Here is a 3,397-nt window from a genome sequence, read left to right on the forward strand (position 1 = left end):
CCTTACGGGGCCTCACCGCAGGTGCGTTGTGGTTGCTCGCGCAGTTCCTCGCGCCCCTTACGGGGCTCGTAGGTAGTCGGACTCGCTCGACCCCTACCCATGAGTACGGAACTGCCCTACCCTCCAATTGCGCCAGTGTTCACTGGCGCGGTTCGCGGACTTCGGGAGGCGGCGGAATGGCAGAGCACGAGCACGTACGAGTGGCGGTGGTCGGTTCCGGGTTCGGAGGGCTCGGCGCGGCCGTGCGGCTGCGCCGTGAGGGCATCACCGACTTCGTCGTCCTGGAGCGGGCCGCCGCGGTGGGCGGCACCTGGCGGGACAACAGCTATCCGGGCTGCGCCTGTGACGTGCCCTCGCACCTGTACTCGTTCTCCTTCGCGCCCAACCCCGACTGGCCGCGCGCCTTCTCCGGGCAGGAGCACATACAGGAGTACCTGGAGCGGGTCGCCGACACCTTCCGGCTGCGCTCGCACATACGCCTCAACACCGAGGTGAAGCTGATGCGGTGGGACGCCGCGCGGCTGCGCTGGGAGATAGAGACCGGCGACGGCACCCTCACCGCCGACGTCGTCGTCTCTGCCACCGGGCCGCTCTCCGACCCCAAGACCCCGGACATCCCCGGCCTCGACACCTTCCCCGGCAAGGTCTTCCACTCCGCCCGCTGGGACCACGGCTACGACCTGCGCGGCAAGCGCGTCGCGATGGTCGGCACCGGCGCCTCCGCCATCCAGATCGTGCCCGAGATACAGAAGGAGGTCGGGCGGCTCACCCTCTTCCAGCGCACGCCCCCGTGGGTGATGCCGCGCGCCGACCGCGCCATCAGCGGCGCCGAGCGCTGGCTGCACAGGCAGCTGCCGTTCACCACGCAGGCGCGGCGCGGACTCCTGTGGGGCATACGGGAGTTGCAGGTCCAGGCGTTCACCAAGCGGCCGAACGAACTCGGTCTCGTCGAGCGGATCGCCAAGCGGAACATGTACCGGGCGATCAAGGACCCGGCCATGCGGGCGAAGCTGACACCCTCGTACCGCATCGGCTGCAAGCGCATCCTGCTGTCCAACACGTACTATCCGGCGCTCGCCGAGCCCAACGTCGATCTCGTCGCGAGCGGTCTCACCGAGGTGCGGGGCAGCACCGTCATCGCCGCGGACGGTACGGAGACCGAGGTCGACGCGATCATCTTCGGCACCGGGTTCCACGTCACGGACATGCCGATCGCCGAGCGCGTCGTGGGCGACGAGGGGCAGACCCTCATGGAGAGCTGGAAGGGCGGCATGAACGCGCTGCGTGGCGCGACCGCGGCCGGCTTCCCCAACTGGATGACGATCATCGGCCCGAACACCGGCCTCGGGAACTCCTCCATGATCCTGATGATCGAGTCCCAGCTGAACTACATGGCCGACTACCTGCGCCAGCTCGATGTCCTCGGGGGCCGCGCCGCGCTCGCCGCCCGGCCCGCCGCCGTGAGCGCCTGGAACCGCCGGGTCCAGGAGCGGATGAGGCGAACCGTGTGGAACACCGGCGGCTGCAACAGCTGGTACCTCGACGAGAACGGCGTCAATACGACGGTGTGGCCGGGCACGACCACCGAGTTCAGGGCGGCGACGCGGCGGGTGGACCTCTCCGAGTACGAGGTGCTGCGGCCGGCGAAGGTGGGGGAGGCGGTGCCGATATCGCGGACGGAGAAAGGGTCGTCCGGGGGCGCGAAGGTGGAGGCCGGGGCGTGAGCCGGCTGATCCATGCGGTGAGCGGGCCCTACGCGCCGCCCGTCGCCGCGCGCGAACTGACCGCCGTCTCCGCCGATGGGGCCCGCATCCACGTGGAGACGCACGGGCCGGAGGGAGCGCCCGCTGTGGTGCTCGCGCACGGGTGGACGTGTTCGACGGCGTTCTGGGCGGCGCAGATCCGGGCGCTCAGCGCCGATCACCGGGTGATCGCGTACGACCAGCGGGGGCACGGGCGCAGTGCCGCGCCGGCGGACGCCGACGGATACAGCACGCGGGCGCTCGCCGACGACCTCGAAGCGGTCCTCGCGGCGACGCTCGCGCCGGGTGAGAAGGCCGTGCTCGTCGGGCACTCCATGGGCGGCATGACGATCATGGCGGCGGGCGGCCGCGAGCGGGTGCGGGAGCACGCGGCGGCCGTACTGCTCTGTAGTACGGGCAGTTCGAGCCTGGTCGCCGAGTCGCTGGTCGTGCCGTTGCGGGCCGGGCGGGTGCGGACGCGGATCACGCGGTCGGTGCTCGGTTCGCGGGCGCCGCTCGGGCCGGTCACGCCGCTGGCCAAGCGGATCCTCAAGTACGGGACCATGGGCGCCGGTTCGGCGCCGGAGAAGGTCGACGCGTGTGCGCGGATAGTGCACGCCTGTCCGACGCTCGTGCGGCACGGATGGTCCCATGTGCTCGACACGCTCGAACTGGACGTCGAGGTGGGGGCGTTGCAGGTGCCCACCGCCGTCATCGCCGGTCTGGACGACCGGCTCACGCCCGTCGTGCACGCACGGCGGATCGCGGCGGCGCTGCCCGAGTGCGTCGGGCTCACCGAGCTTGCCGGGGTCGGCCATATGACGCCCATAGAGGCGCCGGAGGCCGTCACCGCGCGCATCAAGGAAGTCGTCGGCACGTACGTACAGGTGAAGGAGGGCGCATGAGCAGGGTCAGCCTGGAGGGTCAGGTCGCGGTGGTCACGGGCGCGGCGCGCGGAGTGGGCGAGCTGCTCGCGCGCAAGCTGTCGGCGCGGGGCGCGAAGGTGGCGCTCGTGGGGCTCGAACCGGACGAGCTGAAGCGGGTCGGGGAGCGGCTGCACACCGAGTCCGGGCACTGGTACGCGGACGTCACCGACCATGCCGCGATGGCGCGGGTCGCGCAGGAGGTCAAGGAGCGCTTCGGGAAGGTCGACATCGTCGTGGCGAACGCGGGGGTGGCCGGGGGCGGGCCCTTCGTGGAGTCCGACCCCGACGCGTGGCGCCGGGTCATCGAGGTGAACCTCATCGGCAGCGCGGTGACCGGCCGCGCCTTCCTGCCCGTGCTCATGGAGAGCCGGGGTTATCTGCTCCAGATAGCCTCGTTCGCGGCGATCGCGCCCGCGCCGATGATGACGGCGTACTGCGCGTCGAAGTCGGGCGTCGAGGCGTACGCGCACGCGCTGCGGGCCGAGGTCGGCTACCAGGGGGTGAAGGTCGGCGTCGGCTATCTGTCCTGGACGGACACGGACATGGTGCGGGGCGCGGACCAGGACGACGTGATGCGGGAGTTGCGGCAGCGGCTGCCGTGGCCCTCCAACAAGACGTATCCGCTGGGCCCGGCGGTGGACCGCCTTGTGGCCGGCATCGAACGGCGTTCCGCGCATGTGTACGCGCAGTGGTGGCTGCGGGGGATGCAGGGGGTGCGGGGGTATCTAC

General features: G+C 71.2%; 3 protein-coding genes. All 3 read left to right on the top strand.

Going from position 1 to position 3,397, the window contains the following annotated elements; translation table 11 throughout:
* Positions 1–176: 176 nt before the first annotated feature.
* Positions 177–1,724, top strand: a complete 1,548-nt coding sequence (locus tag GKQ77_RS30190; RefSeq protein ID WP_219692300.1) for a flavin-containing monooxygenase — start codon at positions 177–179, stop codon at positions 1,722–1,724.
* Positions 1,721–2,647, top strand: a complete 927-nt coding sequence (locus GKQ77_RS30195) for an alpha/beta fold hydrolase (RefSeq protein ID WP_219692301.1) — start codon at positions 1,721–1,723, stop codon at positions 2,645–2,647. Before GKQ77_RS30190 ends, GKQ77_RS30195 begins: the two co-directional genes overlap by 4 nt.
* Positions 2,644–3,397 (top strand): SDR family oxidoreductase (locus tag GKQ77_RS30200; protein ID WP_219692302.1); only part of this gene is annotated, 754 nt, incomplete at its 3' end. The genes GKQ77_RS30195 and GKQ77_RS30200, both read left to right, overlap by 4 nt.

This window comes from Streptomyces anatolicus (assembly GCF_019400875.1).
Taxonomy (GTDB): domain Bacteria; phylum Actinomycetota; class Actinomycetes; order Streptomycetales; family Streptomycetaceae; genus Streptomyces; species Streptomyces anatolicus.